The organism is Ruania halotolerans (genome assembly GCF_021049285.1).
Lineage (GTDB): Bacteria > Actinomycetota > Actinomycetes > Actinomycetales > Beutenbergiaceae > Ruania > Ruania halotolerans.
Window position 1 is genome coordinate 1,200,815 of the sequence record NZ_CP088017.1, and the last position, 19,929, is coordinate 1,220,743.

The 19,929-nt window shown below is 68.9% G+C and carries 21 protein-coding genes; 13 read left to right on the plus strand and 8 right to left on the minus strand.

The genetic code is table 11. The features are described 5' to 3' along the window. Positions 1 to 58 precede the first annotated feature (58 nt). The 6 genes from LQF10_RS05275 (at position 59) to LQF10_RS05300 (ending at position 5,552) form a co-directional block, all read left to right on the plus strand. Entirely contained in the window at positions 59 to 973 is a 915-nt protein-coding gene (locus LQF10_RS05275) for a maleate cis-trans isomerase family protein (RefSeq protein WP_231066440.1), read from the plus strand. Beyond that, a complete protein-coding gene (locus tag LQF10_RS05280; protein WP_231066441.1) occupies positions 970 to 1,707 on the plus strand; it encodes a maleate cis-trans isomerase family protein in 738 nt (245 codons plus the stop codon). Before LQF10_RS05275 ends, LQF10_RS05280 begins: the two co-directional genes overlap by 4 nt. 4 nt (positions 1,708 to 1,711) lie before the next feature. After that, complete coding sequence (locus LQF10_RS05285) at positions 1,712 to 2,371, plus strand: GntR family transcriptional regulator (protein WP_231066442.1); 660 nt, start codon at positions 1,712 to 1,714, stop codon at positions 2,369 to 2,371. Positions 2,372 to 2,407: 36 nt separating this feature from the next. Beyond that, positions 2,408 to 3,421 carry an adenylate/guanylate cyclase domain-containing protein gene (locus tag LQF10_RS05290; protein ID WP_231066443.1) on the plus strand — a complete coding sequence of 338 codons (1,014 nt, stop codon included), beginning with the start codon at positions 2,408 to 2,410 and terminating at the stop codon, positions 3,419 to 3,421. A gap of 111 nt (positions 3,422 to 3,532) precedes the next feature. Then, positions 3,533 to 4,216: a response regulator transcription factor gene (locus LQF10_RS05295; protein ID WP_231066444.1), complete on the plus strand. Its 684-nt coding sequence runs from the start codon at positions 3,533 to 3,535 to the stop codon at positions 4,214 to 4,216. Position 4,217: 1 nt separating this feature from the next. After that, the gene (locus LQF10_RS05300; protein WP_231067251.1) at positions 4,218 to 5,552 is read left to right on the plus strand and encodes a sensor histidine kinase; all 1,335 of its coding nucleotides are present in this window, start codon (positions 4,218 to 4,220) and stop codon (positions 5,550 to 5,552) included. Between the two features lie 23 nt (positions 5,553 to 5,575). On the opposite strand, the gene LQF10_RS05305 is transcribed toward LQF10_RS05300, so the two are convergent. Then, positions 5,576 to 6,112 carry a GtrA family protein gene (locus LQF10_RS05305; protein WP_231066445.1) on the minus strand — a complete coding sequence of 179 codons (537 nt, stop codon included), beginning with the start codon at positions 6,110 to 6,112 and terminating at the stop codon, positions 5,576 to 5,578. Positions 6,113 to 6,194: 82 nt separating this feature from the next. On the opposite strand from LQF10_RS05305, the gene LQF10_RS05310 reads away from it, so the two are divergent. Together LQF10_RS05310 and purE are read left to right on the plus strand one after the other, a co-directional pair. After that, a complete protein-coding gene (locus LQF10_RS05310; RefSeq protein ID WP_231066446.1) occupies positions 6,195 to 7,289 on the plus strand; it encodes a 5-(carboxyamino)imidazole ribonucleotide synthase in 1,095 nt (364 codons plus the stop codon). 2 nt (positions 7,290 to 7,291) lie between these two features. Continuing rightward, positions 7,292 to 7,819: a 5-(carboxyamino)imidazole ribonucleotide mutase gene (purE, locus tag LQF10_RS05315; protein ID WP_231066447.1), complete on the plus strand. Its 528-nt coding sequence runs from the start codon at positions 7,292 to 7,294 to the stop codon at positions 7,817 to 7,819. A 10-nt stretch (positions 7,820 to 7,829) separates the two neighbouring features. Here purE and LQF10_RS05320 read toward each other — a convergent pair whose 3' ends face one another. Further along, positions 7,830 to 8,252: a hypothetical protein gene (locus LQF10_RS05320; RefSeq protein ID WP_231066448.1), complete on the minus strand. Its 423-nt coding sequence runs from the start codon at positions 8,250 to 8,252 to the stop codon at positions 7,830 to 7,832. 83 nt (positions 8,253 to 8,335) lie between these two features. Here LQF10_RS05320 and LQF10_RS05325 point away from each other — a divergent pair, with 83 nt between their 5' ends. Continuing rightward, a complete protein-coding gene (locus tag LQF10_RS05325; RefSeq protein WP_231066449.1) occupies positions 8,336 to 9,439 on the plus strand; it encodes an acyltransferase family protein in 1,104 nt (367 codons plus the stop codon). Positions 9,440 to 9,476: 37 nt separating this feature from the next. Next, entirely contained in the window at positions 9,477 to 10,490 is a 1,014-nt protein-coding gene (locus LQF10_RS05330) for a TIGR00266 family protein (RefSeq protein ID WP_231066450.1), read from the plus strand. Between the two features lie 20 nt (positions 10,491 to 10,510). Here LQF10_RS05330 and LQF10_RS05335 read toward each other — a convergent pair whose 3' ends face one another. The 6 genes from LQF10_RS05335 to LQF10_RS05360 all read right to left on the minus strand — a co-directional run bounded on the left by LQF10_RS05335 (position 10,511) and on the right by LQF10_RS05360 (position 16,985). Further along, complete coding sequence (locus LQF10_RS05335) at positions 10,511 to 10,930, minus strand: CoA-binding protein (RefSeq protein ID WP_231066451.1); 420 nt, start codon at positions 10,928 to 10,930, stop codon at positions 10,511 to 10,513. Positions 10,931 to 11,044: 114 nt separating this feature from the next. Further along, positions 11,045 to 11,953 (minus strand): LCP family protein, encoded by a 909-nt coding sequence (locus tag LQF10_RS05340; protein ID WP_231066452.1) that lies wholly within the window; start codon positions 11,951 to 11,953, stop codon positions 11,045 to 11,047. A gap of 623 nt (positions 11,954 to 12,576) precedes the next feature. After that, positions 12,577 to 13,764, minus strand: coding sequence for an LCP family protein (locus LQF10_RS05345; protein ID WP_231066453.1), 1,188 nt, complete (start codon positions 13,762 to 13,764; stop codon positions 12,577 to 12,579). 139 nt (positions 13,765 to 13,903) lie between these two features. Continuing rightward, the gene (locus LQF10_RS05350; protein WP_231066454.1) at positions 13,904 to 15,856 is read right to left on the minus strand and encodes a DUF6541 family protein; all 1,953 of its coding nucleotides are present in this window, start codon (positions 15,854 to 15,856) and stop codon (positions 13,904 to 13,906) included. Further along, positions 15,853 to 16,275, minus strand: a complete 423-nt coding sequence (locus tag LQF10_RS05355; protein ID WP_231066455.1) for a DUF2304 domain-containing protein — start codon at positions 16,273 to 16,275, stop codon at positions 15,853 to 15,855. Before LQF10_RS05355 ends, LQF10_RS05350 begins: the two co-directional genes overlap by 4 nt. 26 nt (positions 16,276 to 16,301) lie before the next feature. Further along, the gene (locus tag LQF10_RS05360; protein ID WP_435531431.1) at positions 16,302 to 16,985 is read right to left on the minus strand and encodes a glycosyltransferase family 2 protein; all 684 of its coding nucleotides are present in this window, start codon (positions 16,983 to 16,985) and stop codon (positions 16,302 to 16,304) included. A 156-nt stretch (positions 16,986 to 17,141) separates the two neighbouring features. On the opposite strand from LQF10_RS05360, the gene LQF10_RS05365 reads away from it, so the two are divergent. From LQF10_RS05365 to LQF10_RS05375, 3 genes are read left to right on the plus strand one after another with little or no spacing between them, the layout of a single operon-like run. Further along, a complete protein-coding gene (locus LQF10_RS05365) occupies positions 17,142 to 17,822 on the plus strand; it encodes an acyltransferase (RefSeq protein WP_231066457.1) in 681 nt (226 codons plus the stop codon). Next, entirely contained in the window at positions 17,819 to 18,937 is a 1,119-nt protein-coding gene (locus tag LQF10_RS05370) for a DegT/DnrJ/EryC1/StrS family aminotransferase (protein ID WP_231066458.1), read from the plus strand. The genes LQF10_RS05365 and LQF10_RS05370 overlap by 4 nt, the downstream gene beginning before the upstream one ends. Next, positions 18,934 to 19,923 carry a Gfo/Idh/MocA family protein gene (locus LQF10_RS05375; RefSeq protein WP_231066459.1) on the plus strand — a complete coding sequence of 330 codons (990 nt, stop codon included), beginning with the start codon at positions 18,934 to 18,936 and terminating at the stop codon, positions 19,921 to 19,923. Before LQF10_RS05370 ends, LQF10_RS05375 begins: the two co-directional genes overlap by 4 nt. Positions 19,924 to 19,929: the final 6 nt, after the last annotated feature.

Below are 19,929 nucleotides of genomic sequence, written 5' to 3' on the forward strand. Positions count from 1 at the left end.
GGTCGTACTATTGTCAACAATCCGACTCCCGGGGCCCGAATGTGAAAGAGGTGCGGTATTGGAACTGCACGGTGCCGAGTTCGATGGGCCGCTCGCCCAGCGTGGGATCGGAATCATCGCGCCCTTCGACCTGGCGCTGGAACGGGAACTGTGGCGCTGGTGCCCGCTTGAGGTGAGCCTGCACCTGGCCCGTACCCCCTTCGAGCCAGTTCCGGTGAGCCTGGAGATGGCGGCACTGGTCTCCGATCCTGAGCACCTCAAACGAGCCACGCGGGATGTGCTGGGGGTGGAGCCCGAGGTGGTCGCCTACCTGTGTAACTCAGGCAGCTTCATCAACGGTCTCGCGTACGAGCGCAGCCTGTGCGAGGCGATCGAAGAGGCGGGCGCACCCTCGGCGCTGACCACCTCCGGTGCGTTGGTGGAGGCGGTACGCGCCCTTGGCTTGCGCAAGATCAGCGTGATCACGCCATATGACGAGCCGCTCACGCTCCGGCTGCACGCGTTCTTGGCCGAACTCGGTGTGGAGGTGGTCCGCTCCAACCACCTCGGCCTCGGCGGCGGTATCTGGAAGGTGAACTACCGCACCGTGGCCGAGCGGATCATGGAGGCGGACGCCCCGGATGCCGAGGCAGTCTTCGTCTCATGTACGAACCTGCCCACCTATGACGTGGTCGAACCCCTCGAACGGGCGCTCGGCAAGCCGGTCCTCACCGCAAACCAGCTCACCATGTGGGCCTGCCTGGCCCGGATGGGGCTGCCCATGATGGGCCCTGGGCGGTGGCTCCACTCGGTCTTCGGTGATCCGCCCGAGGACGTCCCCGCCCCGCCAGACGAGGGCCCCCTCGCGTCCGCGTCGGCTGAACCACTGCCCGCAGCGTCATCGCCCGACGCAGCATTCCCGCCGCCACGTCCCCGTACGGAGATCGGCGTATCCGTTTCAGCCACCTCACCTGTTCAGGACCATCGCCAGTGACTGCATCAGCAACGACCGAGACGACCATCGGGTTCATCTACCCCGACCACGCCGCTGAAGATGATTACCCGTACGCGGCCGAGCTGCTCCGCCCTGTTGAGCACGTGCGCCTTGAGGTCACCCACATCTACGGCACAGACCTGCACGCCGTTCCCGAGCTTCTCGATCTCGGCAGCCCGGAACGACTCGCCGCCGGCGCGGCCCAGCTCGCTCCGGCCAGCCCGGACGCCGTGGTGTGGGCGTGCACGTCCGGCAGTTTCGTGTACGGCCCCGACGGCGCCCGCGAGCAGGTGCGTCAGCTCGCCTCGGTTGCCGGTGTCCCGGCATCCAGCACCAGTTTCGCCTTCGTGCACGCGGCACAGGCGCTGGGCCTGGAGCGTGTGGCCGTCGCGGCGAGCTATCCGCAGGATGTGGCCGGCCTCTTCGCAGACTTCCTCGGGGCGGCAGGGATTGAGGTGCTCGAGATCAGGGGTGCCGGGATCGACACAGCGGCCGAGGTGGGCACGCTGGAGCAGGAGGCCGTGCTCGATCTCGCCGCCGCGAATGACCATCCCGATGCGCAGGCACTTCTCATCCCTGACACGGCGATGCACACCCTGCGCTGGCTCGGCGCACTCGAGGACCGAATCGGCAAGCCCGTGCTGACCGCGAACCAGGTGACGATCTGGGAGGGACTGCGGCTACTCGGCCAGCGAGTCACGCACCCGGCACTGGGCACCCTGTTCGGAGCGTGAGGACGTGCTTCCCGACCCGTCGCCCGCGCACCGGCTGTCCACGGCCGAGCTGATCGCCGAGCAACTCCGAAGTGCGATCATGACCGGCACACTCACCCCGGGCGAACAGCTCGGTGAGGCGGACATCGCCACGCGTTTCGAGGTCTCGCGTGGCCCCGTGCGTGAAGCCCTGCAACGTCTGGTCTCCGAGGGGATCGCACACAGTGTGCGACACCGCGGCATCTTCGTGCCCGAACTCGACCTGGCCGACATGATCGATGTCTACCGCTCCCGGGCGGTGATCGAACGAGGTGCCGGGCGGATCATCCTGGAGAGCGATCGAGAGGGTGCATGGCGCGTGCTGGGCGCACCGCTGCAGGCCATGACGCGAGCAGCTGAACGGGGCGATCCGACGGGCGTATCGAACGCCGACCAAGCGTTTCACGAGGCGTTCGTGGAGGCCGCCGGCAGCCCCCGCCTGATCCGGGCACTGCGCACTCTTCTGGTGGAGACCCGGATCTGCCTCGGTGAGTTGCAGACCACCTATCCGGACCTGGGCGAACAGGTGCGCGAGCATGAGGAATGGCGCGAGGCCCTGCGTACCGGTACGCCCGAAGAACTGGACGCCGTCATCGACGCGCACCTCATCGATGCCGTGCAGCGACTCGAGGGCAAGTTGGCCTGACGCTCGTGACGGGCTCGACCGACTACCCTCGGCGGTGTGAGCGAGCGCAGTGATCCGGACCTCTCGACGCTCCGGCGTCACGAAGAGCGTCTGCTCGGCGGCCCCGGGGCGCTGACTGTTGCCGAGTTCGCCGCTGCTGCCGAGGTGCCCGACCACCTGGTGCGCACCTATTGGCGGGCCCTGGGCTTCGCCGACGTGCCGGCCGACGAACGGCAATTCACGCAAGCTGACGTGACGGCGCTTCGTGCGCTGGTGGACGTCGTCACCGACGGCGGCATGAGCCTGACGACAGCCCAAGACCTGGTGCGTGCACTGGGGCACTCGATGGACAGACTCGTGCTGTGGCAGGTGGAGGCGCTCGTGCAGGACGCGTCCACGCGGTACGAACTGGATGACGTCAGTGCCCGTCTGGTGGTACTGGACCGGCTCGTCGAACTCAGCCCCTTGCTGCGTGAGCAACTCGATTACGCGTGGCGCCGCCAGCTGGCGGCCCTGCTGGGCCGGATCGACAAGGACGTCTCCCAACTGGGAAACGAGACCCCGGACCCGGGGCAGCTTCCCCTTGAACGCGCCGTCGGCTTCATCGACATCGTCGCCTACACCACGCGTGCGGCCGATCTGGACCCGGCCGCCCTGGCCACGCTCGTGCAGGACTTCGAGACCGCAGCGCGGGATGTGGTCGCACAGACCGGTGGCCGAGTGGTCAAGACCATCGGTGACGCGGTCCTGTTCGTGGCCGACGATCTGATCACCGGCGTACGCGTGGCCACCGAACTGGTCACCACGATGGACGCTCGCGATCTGCCGGTTCGAGGATCGGTGGTGTGGGGCCGGGTGCTCTCCCGGTCCGGGGACATCTTCGGGCCCGTGGTCAATCTGGCATCCAGGCTGACCGATATCGCCGGCCCTGGCACAGTCCTGATGGACGACGTCTCCGCAGCCCTGCTTGAGGGCGGCCCAGGTGCACGGGAGTTCACGCTGGAAACCGTGGACCGCCGGTCTGTTCCTGGTCTGGGGGAAGTGCACCCGGTGATGGTCTCGCGCGCCTGAATCGGGGCGAGGGCGGGGCCGGGGGCTCGGGTAGTGGACGCATCGACGTGCTGCGACGTGCGGGCGGGTGAATCTGGCACCCATGACTCCACCTGGCATTAGCATGGCACTGTGACCCGAGTTCTATTAGCAGAAGATGACCCGGCCATTGCCGAGCCGCTGGCGCGGGCGTTGACGCGCGAGGGGTATGACGTGTCGGTGCACGGCACCGGACGCGGGGCGATCGATGAGGCGACCCATGCGGACCTGTTCGTGCTCGATCTCGGACTTCCGGATATGGATGGCCTCGATGTGGCGCGGTGGATCCGCAACCAAGGCCTGACCACGCCGATCCTGGTGCTCACAGCGCGCGCCGATGAGGTGGATCTCGTGGTGGGCCTGGACGCCGGAGCCGATGACTACGTGACGAAGCCGTTTCGCCTCGCTGAACTGCTCGCGCGGGTGCGGGCACTCTTGCGGCGTGCCGGTTCGGAAGGCGGCGATGAGGAGGAGATCTCCGCACAGGATGTGCGCGTGGAGGTGGCGGCGCACCGAGCCTTCCAGGGGGAGCGCGAGCTCCAGCTCACCGCGAAGGAGTTCGAATTGCTACGGGTCCTGGTCCGCGAGGCCGGGTCGGTGGTCTCGCGGGAGACGCTGATGCGTGAAGTGTGGGCCTCGGATCCGAATGGGTCCACGAAGACCCTGGACATGCACGTGTCCTGGTTGCGTCGCAAGCTCGGTGACGATGCGAACGCGCCGCGGTACATCGCGACCGTACGCGGCATGGGGTTCCGGTTCGAGGGCGGGGTGAACTGACCTGCGCAGACGCGTCCTGACGGCCACCATCGCGGCTGTGACGGTCGCGGTGCTCCTCCTCGGCGGGCCGATGGCGATCTTCGGCGCGCTGATGGTGCAGGACAGCGTGAAGCAGAACCTGCGCGTACGGACCGAGTCCGTCACGCGCAACGTGGAGACCCGGCTGGGGTTGAACACCCCGATCGACCAGGAGTTCCTCGACCGGTGGGTCGATGCCGATTCGGGCACTCCGGCACGGGTCACCGTGGTGCTGCCGAACGGCACGGAGATTGTTGCTGGGCCGGATGTCGGCGGTCCGGACGAGGTCTTCGAGGCCGAGAGCACGTCCGTCTCCGGCGCTCAAGTCAGGCTGGAGATCAGCGCGTCTTTGCTTTTCTGGCGCGGTGCTCAGGTGGTGATCCTGGTGATCATCGCCTCGGTGGTGGCGTTCGGCCTCGCCGCCGTGGTGGCGAGTTGGCAAGCTCGCCGGCTGGCGGCGCCGTTGATCTACCTCGCCGCGAGCGCCGAGCAGATCGGTTCGGGCCAGGTGCGCCCGCGGATCGAGGTCTCCGGGGTGGAGGAGATCGATCTGGTGGCTGCCGAGTTGGTCCGGACCAGTGATCGGATGGCGGGCCGGATCGCGGCCGAGCGGCAGTTCGCGGCCAACGTCTCCCACCAGTTGCGTACGCCGCTGACGGCGCTCTCGATGCGCCTGGAGGAGATTCAGCTGCTCAGCGAGGACGAGGAGGTCCGTAATGAGGCCCGCATCTCGCTGGAACAGGTGGAGCGGCTCGTGCACGTGGTGGACGATCTACTGAAGGCCTCTCGCAAGGCCGACGGCGGAACCACCGAGGCACTGCATCTGGACGAGGTGTTCGCCCAGCAGCGGGAAGAGTGGGCGCAGACCTATCAGCGTGCCGGGCGAAAGGTGGAGTTCGGTGACGCCTCCGACGTCTCCGTCTTCGCCACCCCGGGGGCGCTCGCTCAGGCCCTGGCCACCCTGCTGGAGAATTCCCTCAAGTACGGCGAAGGAACCACCACGGTCCGGGTGCGCCCCTCCAAGACGGGCGCCGAGACCGGTGTGGTGATCGAAGTGGCAGACGAGGGCCCCGGGGTCAGCGATGAGTTGGCGCCGCGCATCTTCGATCGGCACGTCACCTCCGGTCGAGGCACTGGCCTGGGCCTGGGGCTGGCACGTGACCTGGTGACTGCCGATGGCGGCCGGCTCGAGTTGGCGCAGCGCCGCCCCCCGGTGTTCGCGATCTTCCTGAACGCGGTGCCCAAGCGGCTGGATCCGGACGTGGTGCTGCCGCCCGGCTCCCTGGTGGTGGTGGGCCGGCGCCAGCGCCGCCGCTGACCCGGGTCAGGCCCGGGCGGGGCTCATCGCTGCGCGCGCGTGGGCGATTGTTCGGCCGACTGAGCTGGTGGCCGCGGCACTGGCCCGGTGAACACCCAGTACCGGTAGGCGAGGTACCGGAACGCGGTCCCGAGCACCAGCCCGACCCCGTTGGCCGAGATGTTGTCCGCCAACGGGGAGGTGAATCCGAGCAGATAGTGCGAGACGGCGAGGCAACCGACGGCGATTGCCATCCCGATCACGTTCACGATCGCGAACTGGACGAGCTCCTTGCTCCGGGCCGCTGGCGTCTCGGCGCTTCGTTTGGGTGCGAACGCCCAGTAGCGGTTCCCCAGCCATGCGATCAGCACGGCCACCGTGACCGAGATGACCTTCGCCGTCAGTGGCTTGTGACCAAGGATCTCACCCGGGCCGAATCGCAGCAGGTTCATCAGGCCGGTATCGACGATGAAGGCGACGAGTCCGACGGTGCCGAATCGGGTCAGCTCACCGAACCACGTGAACAGCCGCGCCGACAGGCGCGGGGCGCTGCCGGGAGCGCGTTCAGTGGACTCGGTCACCTCGTCAGGATAACCGTCGGTAGGGTGAGCCCTCATGGGACCAGTAGTAGCTGTGGTTGGCGGCGGGCAACTCGCTCGCATGATGGCTGAACCCGCCGGCGCGCTGCAGATCCGGCTTCAGGCGCTCGTCGAGGCTGCCGACGGGGCCACCGCGCAGGTGGTTCCCGATTCCCGCGTGGGTGCTGCGGCCGATGCTGACGCGGTGGCCGGTATCGCTCGCGGGGCGGATGTGCTCACCTTCGAACACGAACACGTCCCCGCCGAGGTTCTTGCTGCACTCGTGGCCGACGGCGTGAACGTGCAGCCGGGAGCGCAGGCGCTGCGGCACGCGCAGGACAAGATCGTGATGCGCCGCCGGATGACCGAATTGGGCGTTCCGTGCCCGCGATGGGCTTCGGCCACCTCGGTTGCGGACATCGAGGCCTTCGGCGCAGAGGTGGGTTGGCCCATCGTGGCTAAGACACCTGTCGGCGGGTATGACGGGAAGGGTGTGCAGGTGCTGACCGGCTCGGATGACGAATCCGTTGCCGCCGTGCTGCCCTGGTTCGAGCACCCGCGTGGCGAGGTGCTGCTCGAGGAGCGGGTCGGTTTCCGGCGCGAGCTCGCCGTTCTGGTGGGCCGGCGTCCGTCCGGTGAGATGCGGTCCTGGCCCGTCGTGGAGACGGTGCAGAGCCAGGGGGTATGCGCCGAAGTCGTCGCGCCGGCCCCGGATCTTCCTGAGCATCTGGCCGAGGACGCCGTGGACGTGGCCCACGCGATCGCCGAGGGACTCGACGTCACGGGGGTGATGGCGGTGGAGATGTTCGAGGCCGCCGACGGGGTGATCCTGGTCAATGAACTCGCGATGCGCCCGCACAACAGCGGCCACTTCACCATCGAAGGCTCGGTGACGAGCCAGTTCGAGCAGCACCTGCGGGCCGTACTTGACCTCCCGCTGGGCGCGACGGACCTGACTGCACCGGTCGCGGTCATGGTCAATGTGCTCGGGTCCGAACTGGAGGACCCCACACAGGCCTACACCGCCCTGATGGCGGCCTATCCCGAGGCCAAGGTGCACCTGTACGGGAAGTCGGTGCGCCCGGGACGCAAGCTCGGTCACGTGACGGTGACCGGAACGGATCTGCCCACGGTGCGCCGTCGGGCTCAAGAGGCAGCAGCGCTGCTGGGAGGTCGGTGACGATGGGTGCTCGCGTCGGCGTGGTGATGGGATCGGATTCGGATTGGCCGGTGATGGAGGCGGCCGTGGCGGCACTCGAGGAATTTGAGATCGAGTGCGAGGTGGATGTCGTCTCCGCGCACCGGATGCCGCAGGAGATGATCCGCTACGGCGAACAGGCCAGCGGCCGCGGGCTGGGCGTGCTGATCGCCGGAGCTGGGGGAGCGGCGCACCTGCCCGGGATGCTCGCCGCGGTGACCCCACTGCCGGTGATCGGTGTGCCCGTGCCACTGCAGCACCTGGACGGGATGGACTCCCTGCTCTCCATCGTGCAGATGCCCGCCGGAGTTCCGGTGGCCACGGTCTCCGTAGGTGGAGCGCGCAACGCGGGCCTACTCGCCGCACGGATCCTCGGCGCCGGTTCAGACGCCGACGCTGCCCGGTTGCGGGAGCGGATGGGCGAGTTCCAGGAGGCCCTGCGGGCCACGGCCGAGGAGAAGGGTGCCCGGTTGCGGGCGAAGCGCGGCCACCGCACCGGCTTCGGGAACTGAACCTGCGCCGTCAGGCGGGGCGCACCACGTAGACCACCCGGGTGCCGGACGCGATCAGGGTGACATGAACGCCGTCACCGGAGTACTCCGCGAGGCGACCGCTCTCCGAGGAGACCGCGTGCCGCTCCTCCAGGCCCGCCTCCTCGAGGAGGTCGGCGGCGGCCGATCCGGCGTCATCGGCAGTCACCAGCAGCACGTACTCGGTGCCCTCATCGGTGGAGCGCGAAGCGCCGCGCACCTCCCCGTCCACCCGTGGCACCGCATCACCCGGGTAGCCCTCCGGCACACCCTCGGTGAGGTTGAGACCCTCCACGGCCTCCTCGATCGCGTGTTCCACCACATCCTCGGCCTGATCCTGCAGGAGTGAGCATCCGCTCAGCCCGAGCAGGCCGACCACGGACAGCGTCAGGAGAGCTCGCCACGAGTTGCGCATCCGACCAGAATACGCGCGCCGCAGCGAGCCGAAGGTGCATGGCACTCACTCCGAGCGTTATCGTTCTGTGACATATGGCCGAGATGACCCGATCCCTTTCCTCGGACCGCGCCGCCCCGGCCCGCGGTCGCCTGCGGCTGCTCGATGGCCTGAGGTTCTCGGCCGCGATCGCCGTGCTCGGCTACCACTACGCCGCATTCGACAAGGTCGAAGGCCCCGTCTGGGGGCAACCCGTGGAGGACGCCACCGCACGCGCTGGCGTCTGGTTCGGCTACGGTGCGCTCGCGCCCTACCTGTTCTTCGTGATCTCCGGATTCGTGATCCTGATGACGGCGGAGGGCCGGGGATGGCGTTACTTCATCGCCTCCCGGGTGGCTCGCCTCTACCCGGCCTACTGGGCCGCTGTGCTGGCCACCAGTGCGCTGCTGCTGCTGATGTGGAACCCGGGGCGGGCACCGGGGCTGGGGCAGATCGCCATGAACCTCACGATGGTCCAGGCCGCCTTCGAGGTACCACACGTGGATGGCGTGTATTGGACGTTGTGGGTGGAGCTGAAGTTCTACCTGCTGATGGGGATCTTCGTGGTCGTCGGACTGACGGCCCGGCGCGTGGTGTGGTTCGCCGGACTGTGGCCGCTGGCGGGTTGGGCACTCGCGGAATCGGGGCTCCCGTGGCTGTGGGACTGGCTGATCTACCGGCACGCTCCGTTCTTCGCCGGCGGGATGCTCCTGTACCTGCTCTACTCGCGCGGGCATACGCCGGTGCGCTGGCTCCTGCTGATCGGCAACGCGGCGCTCGCGGTGTGGCACACCGTGCCCGGTCTCAGCGATCAGGTGGCGCAGAACACTCCGTATGCCCTCGAACCGCGCCTTCTTGGTGCCTTGGTGGTGGGGTGTTTCGTGGCGGTGGCGCTGATCGCACTCACCCGATGGTCCCGGGTGGAGTGGCGGTGGCTCACCACGGCGGGTGTGCTCACGTATCCGGTGTACCTGTTGCACCAGTACTGGGGCTGGTGGGTGATCGCCGGGCTGCGTGACCATGTGGGTCCGGTGGTGTCGGTGACTGCCGCAACTGCCGTCTCCTTGACGCTGGCCTGGCTCGTGCACCGGTGTGTGGAGCGGCCCATCGGGCCGCGAATGAAACGTGCCGTGCTCCGAGCGCTAGGGGGAGAGGCGCCGGGCCGATAGGGTGCCGCTGGCGGTATCTCGACGAAGGAGCGTGCAGATGAGTCAGTGGTTCTTCACCTACAACGGCGAGCGCAGTGGTCCGTTCGAGGATGAGCAGGCCCGTGCACAGGCGGCCCGCGATCCGAACGGGCACTGTTGGAAGGAAGGATTCGCGGAGTGGCTGCCGATCCACGCAGTGCCCGAGTTCGCTTCCTCGGCGGGTTCACCTCCGCCCCCGCCCCCACCACCGGCGGCGAGCCGCGGAACTGACGAGATCGACTTCCGCATCATCGGCGAGGACATGCAGTTCGTGGAGATCGAGCTCGATCCGGGCGAGACGGCGATCGCTGAGGCCGGTGCGCTGATGGTCAAGGATGCCTCGGTTCGGATGGACACGGTCTTCGGAGACGGGTCTCCCGCCCAGGGTGCCGGCGGTGGCGGCTTCATGGACACGCTGATGTCGGCCGGCAAGCGCGTGATCACCGGCGAGTCGCTGTTCACCACGATGTTCACCCACGAGGGCACGGGCAAGGCGCACGTCTCCTTCGCCGCCCCGTTCCCGGGCTCGGTGCTGCCCATCAAGCTCTCCGACCACGGGGGCCAGCTCATCTGTCAGAAAGACAGCTTCCTGGCCGGCGCCCGTGGCGTCTCCATCGGGATCCATTTCCAGCGCAAGATCCTCACCGGCCTGTTCGGCGGTGAGGGCTTCATCATGCAGAAGCTTGAGGGTGACGGCTGGGTCTTCGTGCACGCGGGCGGCACGGTGGTCGAGCGCGAACTGGCTCCGGGCGAGCGCATCGACGTCGACACCGGCTGCGTGATGGCCTACCACGCAGGCGTGGACATGGACGTGCGCGCCGTCGGTGGTGTGAAGAGCATGGTCTTCGGCGGTGAGGGTGTGTTCCTGGCGACCCTGACCGGACCCGGAAAGGTCTGGTTGCAGTCGTTGCCGTTCTCCCGGATGGCCGGTCGCATGCTGGCAGCAGCGCCGCAGACCGGTGGGCGTGACCGCGGTGAAGGGTCGGTGCTCGGCGGCTTCGGGAACCTGCTCGGCGGTGACAACCGGTTCTGAGGCGGGTGGCCGGCTGGGCCTCAGCGCAGGCTCAGCCGGTGCCCCTCGATCAGCGGGCAGGTGTCCATCACCACGTCGAGTCCGGCCGCACGGGCGCGTTCGGCGGCGGCCTCGTCGATGACGTCCAGTTGGAGCCACACCGCCTTCGCGCCGGCCGCGATCGCCTCGTCCACCACGCCGCCGGCCAGATCGGAGTTGACGAAGATGTCGACCACGTCGATCTCACCGGGCACCTCGGCAAGGCTCGCGTACCCCGTCGCACCGTGTGCCTCTTCTGCTCGCGGGTGCACCGGCACGATCTCGTGGCCCAGGCTCTGCACGTAGCCGGACACCTCATAGGCGGTCCGCTTCCGGTTCGCGGAGAGCCCGACGACGGCCCATCGGCCAGGCGTGGTCATCAGCCGGTGGATGACGGTCCGGTCGTTCGTGTGCGTGCTCATGAAGACCAGGGAACCACACCCGCGCTGGGATCGGTCGTCAAATGGCCTGCTGTCGTTCACTCCACTGGCTGGGTGAACTGTCGCCCGTGGCGAGCGGTTCCGGGAGTGGGCAGCTCAGTACTGCTGCAGGTCGGCCTCGGTGACGGTGCCATCGGCCACTGCCTCGAAGAACGCGGGAGCGAGGTCGGGGTCGAGCAGCACAGTGGATCCGACCCCGCCGGGCCGGTAGTCCAGGTCGGCCACCGGGGGAGTGCCTCGAACGCCGTCGGATCCGGTGGCATTGCGGAACGCGAGCGCCATCTGGCCGAGGTCGATGATGCCGGTGCCCTCGGAGACGTCCAGCGCTCCCAGACCGGCGCTGGCCAGCCGTACCTGCTCACCCGGGCGGAACACCAGGCTCGGGTCGGCCACCGTCGAGGTGACGGCCTGGATCACCTGCTGCTGGCGCTGGGTGCGGCCGATGTCACCGAGGGGGTCGGCCTTGCGCATCCGGGCAAACGCTAGGGCGGTCTCCCCGTCGGCAGGGTGGCAGCCGGCCTCCCACACCAGATCGGAGTCGGCATCGTCCACGTCATAGTCCAGGCACAGTTCCACGCCACCGACCGCGTCGACGATGTCGGCCACGCCGCCCATCCCGATCTCGACGTAGTGGTCCACCTCGATACCGGTCAGCGACTGCACGGAGTCCACCAGCAACTCCGGCCCGCCGTAGGCGTAGGCCGAGTTCAGTTTGTTCGGGCCGTACTCGGGGATCTCCACGTAGGTATCGCGTGGAATGGAGATCAACGACGGCGTCCCGCTGGGGGGCGAGGTGAGCAGCATGATCGTGTCGGTGCGTTGCCCCTCGGTGGTGTCGCCGTCCAGTCCGGAATCGGCCCGGGAGTCCGAGCCAGCGAGCAGGTACGTGGTGCCATCGGTGCTCAGGTCGTCGTTCGTGGCGGCCACGTGGTTGATCTGCCCGTTCGCCCAGATCAGCAGACCCACGGGCCAGGCCAGTACCAGGACGAGCAGCAGCACCAGCACCGTGACTATCCGCCGGCGCCGGACGCGTCGCCGTCGTGCTGCCCCGCCGGGCCCGGCGGGCGGTCGTGGTCCGGAGCCCCCGCTGCCACCAGGTGGCGGGTTCGGGGGGCGTGACTGCGGCCGGTTCGGAGGGCGTGCCGGGGGTGCTGGGGGGCGGCGAGCATCGTCGCCGGACGCGGCACTCGAGGCGGGCATCGTGCGGGTGGCATCGACCGGCCCGTTGCCCGGTTCCCTGCGCCCAGCACCCCCGCCAGGGGCGAAGCTGGGCGGCCGGGCCTCGCGCGAGGCTCTCGGAGTGGCGGGTCGCCGGGTCGGCGGCGTCGCTCGCGGCGCCCGCGCGGGAGAGGTCTCACCCGATGACCGGCCGCTTTCGCCGCTGACCGGCTGCGCGGGTCCACCTTCGCGAGCGCGGCTGCCACCTGTGCTGCCCGTGCCGCCGGGGCGAGGCCGCCGACCGGGCGCCCGGCGCGGTTTGTCCGCGAACGGGTCGCCGGAGTCGAAGCGGTCCTCATCAGTCATGGGTGGGTCTCAGCTCCTTGGTTGGTCGCCGCCGACGGCCCGGCAGCACGAGAGTAGCCCGACCGTATGCGGCTGCAGCCGCAGGCGCGCGGACCGCAGGCCGTTCAGCCCTGGGTGCCGGACGCGTCCGAGGAACCGTCCACTTCGGTGCTGTCGTCGGTGGTCGCTTCCTCGTCGGTGGCGTCCTCGTCCGGGGGCAACACCATCGGCTCGTCCTCGCGGATGGAGGCCCAGAGCTCGTCGGTGAGGTAGTTCGGGCGCACCCGGTTGCCGGCCCAGTCGAAGGGAATCGTCGCGAAGTTCACTTCGTCCACATCGGTGCCGCGCAGCGAGTACGCCAGGCCTGCCATGGTGGTGAGATTACCGATCCGGTCGCTCGTGGTGAGGGAGGAGGTGGCTGCCTGCAGGAACTGGTAGAGCTCGGTGGAGTTGGTCAGGATGTTGCGGTCCAGCACTTGCTCCACCATGTTCGTGAGCAGCTCCTGCTGACGGTCGATTCGGCCGATGTCGGAGCCGTCACCCAGGCCGACGCCCTTACGAGCGCGGGCCACAGCGAGGGCGGTCTCACCGTCGAGGGTGTGGCAGCCGGCCGTGATATCGAGCTTGGCGTCCTCGGAGTACATGTCCTCCTCGAAGCACATGTCCACACCCCCGATGGCGTCCACCATGTCCTTGAACCCAGCCATATCGACCACCACGAAGTCGTCGATGTAGATGTCGGTCATGGCCTCGACTGTGCGGACGGTGCAACCGGCGGCGTAGCCGACATCGCCGGTGCTCCCGCCCAGGGCGAATGCGCCGTTGAACATGGCGTCGTACTGCTCGTAGGTGGAGGAGCCGTCCGGCAGCGAGCAACTCGGAATCGTCACGAGCAGGTCGCGGGGAATCGAAACGACGTCCACGCGGGAGCGATCGGCGGCCACATGCAGGAGCAGGGTGGTGTCCGAACGCATGCCCTCCACTGAGTTCGCGCCGCCACCGAGGTCGGCGTTCTCCTCACCGTCCCGGGAATCGGTGCCCATCACGAGCACGTTGTACGCCTCACCCTCGAGGGCGTCGTCGGGATTGTCGGGTTCGGAGGAGCCGTTGGTGGGCCGATCGGTGCCGAGGATGTCGTCCAAGTTGTGCCGATCCACGCCGCCCTGCAGTGATTGGTAGGCGAAGGCGGCACCGGTCCCGGCAAAGGTCACCAGGAACAGCACGACCGCCATGACGGTGGGGAGCGCGCGGCGGCCGGGAGCCCGGCGGCTGTGCCGTGGCCCTTGAGCGGCACGGGAGGGTGTGGTGGACATCCCCTAGATCGTAAGCAATGGCGCGCTGATCTGGGCGAATAGGAGGCGTGCGATGTGCGGAGGTTGTGTGCAGGAGAGTGATCTGGATCACCGATAGGGCCGATGAGAGAGCATCGGACCTGAACTGGTGAGCCGCTCCTCAGCGGCAGGGGGGCAACTCCACGAGCCGAGCGGTCCCGCCCTCGGCAACCACCTGCGCACCGGACACCTCCACCGTGTCCAATGGCGCGTAGTCGTTCGCGCGCTGATACGGCTCGGAGTCCTGATACAGGTAGCGCACCTCGAGCGCGCCCAGGGCCGAGCACAACTGCGGATCACCCCACGGCACGCCGTCGGCAAGCGCGGCGAACCCGTCGAGCACTGCCTCCTGCTCCTCCGAGAGCACTTGGCCGGCCACCGGGAACACCACGTCCTGGCCATACAGGCTGTACAGCAACGGCGTGCCGGAGAACGGGTTGCCGAGCACCGTTCCGGCCGACCCATCGCTGAGCACACCACCCTCGGCAGTGATGTCCTCCCACATCTCCCGTTCGGGTGCGGTGACGAACCGGGGCGCACCTCCGGAGTCCACCCCGAACACCTCGGCCGTGCGCCGCGCGGTGTACACCGACGACGTCACCACCAACGCCACCACCACGAGCCCCGCCAGGGCACTCGTCAACAGGAGCACCGGACGGCCGGAATGCGCCCCGCCCCGCTCCAGGAACCGCCTCCGGATGCGCTGCACCCCCACGAGCAACGCCCCCGCACCCAACGGCAGCGTCACCATCGCCACGACCACGCTGAGCCGTGCAGTGCTCGAATACCAGAGCCCGGAGATCCCCAGCTCGCCCCCGGTGGCGGCGTCGACGTAGAGCACCCACACCACGGCCAGCATCCCCGCCACCCACGGCGCACCGCGCCGCCACGCCAGCCATGCGCCAACCGGAGCGCCGATCACTGCGATCGCCGTGGCCGGGTGCGCCCACAGGTCATACCAGCCGGCCGCCACCTCACCGATCGCCACCGGGAGGGAGTCAGTAGCGATGCCGGTGTACCCGGTCACTGCCGCTGCCAGCGGCGAGCGCAGCAGTCCCGCCGTCGCCGCCGCCACGAGAAGCACGGCACCGACCGGAACGCCGACGGCGACCCCTCGCCGCCCCGTCTGCCACCAGTTCTGTGCCGCGCACCCGAGCAGCCAGGCCACCGGGGCCAGCAGCAGGGCGGCGAGCGCCAGGGCAGCGTTGGGATGGGCGAGGCCGAGGCCTCCCGCAGCGGCGAGCACCACGATCACCGCCCCGGTCCGCGCCCCTGAGGTGGGTGGCCGGGCTTTGACCAGCCAGTGCAGCGCACAGGCCAGCACGCCGGGCACCATGGCCAGCGCGGCGGCGTTCGGCAGGTGTCCCCACCCCACCCACAGCGCCATTGGAGTCGCCGTGGCCACTCCGGCCGCAACCGCCGCCACGGCAGCCGCGTACCGGGTACCGGGCCATAGCTCCCGGGCCAGGGCCGCGCTGCCGATCACCCACGTGGCGCCCGAGGTGAGGGACGCGGAGACCAGGACGGCCGCCGTCGGCGATGAGGTGGGCAGCAGTGCGGTGAAGGCGTGCCATGCAGCCGGGTAGACGCCGTCCTGGCCCGTCCCGTAGGAGAGGGCGCCCAGGGTGAGTGAGGAGGCCGACCCGGTCTCGGTGATCAGCCGGAGCGCGCCGAGGTGGAACAGCGCGTCCCAGCGCTGCAACATCTGGTCCGGGCCGCCGGTGCCGATCCACACCGGGATCCAGCTCAGCAGCACCCCGGCAAGCAGGGCGGCACGCTCACCGGTGCTGGTGCGCGGCGGTTCCTCTGCGGTCAGGATTGTGCCGAACGCACGCATACCCAGGGCGAATCCGATGGCGGCCGCGGTTCCGGCGAGAGCGGCCAGAACACCCCATCGCAAGCCCATCCCCTCGGCGACGATCGCCGTGATGCCGAGGATCGCGAAGGTCAGTGGTGGTGCGGCGGCGAGCAGGCGAAGTCCGCGTACTCCCACTAGGCGCAGGGCCAGCGCCCCCGGCACCACGAGCAGCGCCGCTCCCACGAGGAGGGCGAGCAGGGCGTGAAGGAGGATCACCGGTCGTCGGGATCCTCATCCGGTGTGCGGTCAGATCCGCCGATCTCGGTGCGAGGGGCGTGGACCGTGGGGAGCCCTGCGCGTTCCTGGCGGACCTGGGTCAAGGCGATCGTGCGAGTGAGTTCGGTGATTCGCCGATCGAGTTGCTTCATCCGCCGGTAGCTGGTGGCGATGAAGGAGAGGAAGGCGATTACCAGGCCGTACAGGAGCAGGTCCGTGCCGCGGCCCACACCGAGGACCGCGGCCAGCCGGGAGAGCCAGGTGGGGTACAGAATGGCGCTCGCGGTCACGATCGCGAAGATCACCAGCAGCACTCGCCGGATGGCCTGGTGGCGAGCGTCGGCGGTGGATCGGGTGAGCAGCACCGTCACGATCGCCACGCCGATCAGCAGCACCAGCTGGATCCAGATCTGGTCCATCGCTCACCTCCCCTGCTCGACCGGGCTCATCTGAACATCAACTCCACCAGGATGTTCACCGCGTTCCACAGCGACTGCCCTTTGCCCTTGGAGTAGTCGGTGTAGAGCACGTGCACCGGGTGCTCCGCCCACGGTAGCCGGGTGCGGCCCAGCTGCAGCACGATCTCGGAGGCGTGTGCCATCCGGTCCTGGCGCAGGCGCACCCCGGCGGCGGCGTCACGCCGGATCACGCGCAGCCCGTTGTGGGCGTCCGTCAACCGCAACCCGGTGGACTGGTTGGTCACCCACACGGCGGTCTTGAGCACGAGGCGTTTGAGGAATCCAGCCCTGGTGCGGTCGTCCAGGAACCGGGAGCCGAAGACCACGGCGAGGTCTTCCTCGCGGGCGCGTCGCAACATCGCGGCGGCGTCGGATACCTGGTGCTGCCCGTCGGCGTCGAAGGTGATGAGGTACTGCGCGTCAGTCTGCCCGAGCACGAAGTCGATCCCAGTCTGCAATGCCGCGCCCTGCCCGAGATTGGTGGCGTGCCGGATGACCACCGCGCCCGCCTCCTCGGCGGCGTGGGCCGAACGGTCCGACGAGCCGTCATCCACGCACACGATGTTTGCGAATGCGCCCCGTGCGCCGGCGATCACCTCGCCGATCACAGGTGCCTCGTTGTACAGCGGCACCACGAGCCAGGTGTCGGCATGGGTGGGCATGGTCGTCATTCTGGCAGGTGTGAGGGCCCACGCGTACGATGATGAGGTGCAGGTAGTCGAGGTCATCGCCCTGCTTCATCACCGCCGTGATCGTGCCCGCATGGACGATCGTCTGCTGTAGCGCAGGCTCTGGGACGCGCGCCGTGCGCGCCCGTACCAAGTAGTGTGCAGAGTGTGATTGTTGACTCTGCCGAGGTGGATCCCAGCGCCGTGATCGGTGAGGGAACGAGCATCTGGCAGCTTGCTCAGGTGCGCGAGAACGCCGACATCGGCCCGGGGTGCATCATCGGCCGCGGTGCCTATATCGGAACCGGTGTGCGCCTCGGCGCGAACTGCAAGGTGCAGAATCACGCCCTGGTGTACGAGCCGGCGCTGCTCGAGAACGGCGTATTCGTCGGCCCAGCGGCAGTGCTGACGAATGACCAGTTCCCCCGCGCCATCAACCCCGACGGCGGCCGCAAGTCCGGTGCCGACTGGACCCCGGTCGGGGTCACCCTCCGCGAAGGGTGCTCGATCGGAGCCCGCGCCGTCTGTGTGGCACCGGTGACCGTGGGCCGGTGGGCCACCGTGGCCGCCGGGGCGGTGGTGACCAAGGATGTTCCTGACCACGCCTTGGTGGCCGGGGTACCAGCCCGCCGGATCGGTTGGGTGGGCCGGGCGGGAGTGCCGCTGCGGCAGACGGCCGACGCCGGGACCGGCACGATCACCTGGGCCTGCCCACGTACGGGCGAGCGGTACGTCGAGGCCGACGGTGTGCTGCGAGTTGCTGACGACGCCGAGACCACTGGCAGCCAAGAAACGACCGAGAACGCAGAGAACCGACCCGCCGAGGAGGACGTCCGGTGAACCAGCCTCAGATTCCTGCCGCGAAGCCGATCATCGGCGCCGAGGAACGCGACGCCGTCGACAGAGTGCTCCGTTCGGGCATGCTCGCTCAGGGCCCCGAGGTGGCCGCCTTCGAGCAGGAGTTCTCAGATGCGTTGCTGGGTGGCCGCACCTGCGTGGCCGTGAACTCGGGCACCGCCGGCCTGCACCTGGGACTGCTCGCCGCCGGGATCGGGCCGGGAGATGAGGTGATCGTGCCCTCGTTCACCTTCGCCGCCACCGGCAACTCCGTGGCCCTGACCGGGGCCACCCCGGTATTCGCCGACATCGAGCTGGACACCTTCGGCCTCGACCCGGCCTCGGTGGCTGCCGCCGTCACCGAGCGCACCGCGGCGATCATGCCGGTCCACCTGTACGGTCACCCTGCCGATATGGCCGGCCTGCAGGCGGTGGCCGATCAGCATGGTCTGAGAATCTTCGAGGACGCGGCCCAGGCGCATGGAGCCACCCTGCACGGGGACCCGGTGGGCACCTTCGGCGACTTCGCGATGTTCTCCCTCTATCCCACGAAGAATATGACGTCCGGTGAGGGCGGGATGGTCTCGGTGGCCACCGAGGAGATGACGCGCACTCTCCGTTTGCTGCGCACGCAGGGCATGGATCGCCCGTACGAGAACGAGCTCGTCGGATTCAACGCGCGCATGACCGATGTGCACGCCGCGATCGGGCGTGCACAACTCGCCAAGTTGCCGGAGTGGACCGCTGCCCGCCAGCGCAACGGCGCCGCTCTCACCGAGGGCCTGGCCGGCCTTCCGGGTGTGGTGACCCCGACCGTGGCGCCCGGCGCCACGCATGTGTACCACCAGTACACGATCAGACTCGATGGGGCCACGGGCGAGGAGCGCGACGCCGTCGTGAATCGCATCCGGGAGCAGGGGGTGGGGTGCGGGGTGTACTACCCGATCCCCAACCACCGGCTGCCCTCCCTCGCTGAGTACGCCCCCGGCCTGGATCTGCCCGCCACGGAACAGGCCGCCCGTGAAGTCCTCTCCCTGCCGGTGCATCCCAGCCTGAGCGAGGCGGATCTGGAACGCATTATCGATGCGGTCACAGCCGCCGTCGGGGGTGGGCGATGACGAACCTGCGAGCTGGACTGATCGGCCTGGGCATGATGGGGCGCCACCATGCCCGTGTGCTGCGCCAGGTGGATGGTGTGGACCTGGTGGCGGTGGCCGATCCGGGCGGGGATCCGCACGGTGTGGCCGGGAATCTGCCGGTGCTGCGTGACGTCGATGAGCTGATCGCCGCCGGGATCGACTACGCGATGGTGGCGGTGCCCACCCGATTCCACACCGAGACCGGGTTGGCGCTCGCGGCCGCCGGGGTGCATGCCCTGATCGAGAAGCCGCTCGCCACTGACAGCACCGGCGCGCGCGAGCTCGCGCAGGCGTTCGAGGCCGCCGGGCTGGTGGGCGCTGTGGGGCACATCGAGCGGTACAACCCCGCCCTGCAGTCGTTGCGCACGCGGCTCGAGGCAGGCGACCTTGGCGAGGTGTATCAGATCGCCACCCGGCGTCAGGGTCCGTTCCCGGCCCGGATCGCTGATGTGGGCGTGGTCAAGGATCTCGGCACCCATGACATCGACCTCACCGCCTGGGTGTCCCAGCGCGAGTACACCGCCGTCTCCGCCCGGACGGCGAACAAGTCCGGGCGCGAGTACGAGGACCTGGTGTCGGTGACCGGCATGCTCACCGGCGGTGTGGTGACCAACCACCTGGTGAACTGGCTCTCCCCGATGAAGGAGCGGGTCACCGTGGTGACCGGGGAGAAGGGCGCCTTCGTGGCCGACACCCTGCTCGCCGACCTCACCTTCCACGCGAACGGGCTGGTGGCCACCACCTGGGCCGATGTGGCGCAGTTCCGCGGCGTCTCCGAAGGGGATGTGGTGCGGTTCGCGATCGACAAGCCGGAACCCTTGCGCACCGAGCACGAGGCCTTCCGGGACGCGGTGCTCGGCAAGCCGGCTGATGTGGTGACCATGGCGCAGGGACTGGCCACGGTGGCCGTGGCCGAGGCGGTGCTCACCTCCGCCGAGACCGGCCGGACGGTGGAGCTGGGGTGAGGATGC